The sequence below is a fragment of the Hydrogenovibrio sp. 3SP14C1 genome, from assembly GCF_029625905.1.
Lineage (GTDB): Bacteria > Pseudomonadota > Gammaproteobacteria > Thiomicrospirales > Thiomicrospiraceae > Hydrogenovibrio.
In genome coordinates, this window is record NZ_JARTLM010000050.1 from 1 (window position 1) to 290 (window position 290).

At 55.2% G+C, this 290-nt stretch carries 1 protein-coding gene; it reads right to left on the reverse strand.

Translation table 11 applies throughout. The features are described from left to right. Nucleotides 1-24 precede the first annotated feature (24 nt). A partial coding sequence (locus P8629_RS11590; protein ID WP_278166281.1) for a hypothetical protein occupies nt 25-290 on the reverse strand: 266 nt, incomplete at its 5' end.

Below are 290 nucleotides of genomic sequence, written 5' to 3' on the forward strand. Positions count from 1 at the left end.
GCCATTACAGCCTCCTCATCACTACTACGCACGACTCCGCCCCTGTACGTCGCATTGGTACTCAGATTCTCCCAGGGTCTCTGGTTGAATCGCTCCCTTGACATCGACGTGACAGGTTCCCCTGTTCCGTATCTGTGCCTGAATGACAGTCACGCCACCTCTATGCCGGATACCACCAGGCCCACGTTCAGGTTGCCGCCTGACTTGTCCCAGAGCATTGTCGAGACTCTGGTTTTGATATCGGTTGCAATTATCGACACTTCGTCGGTGGTTCACTCGCGTTCGTCTCC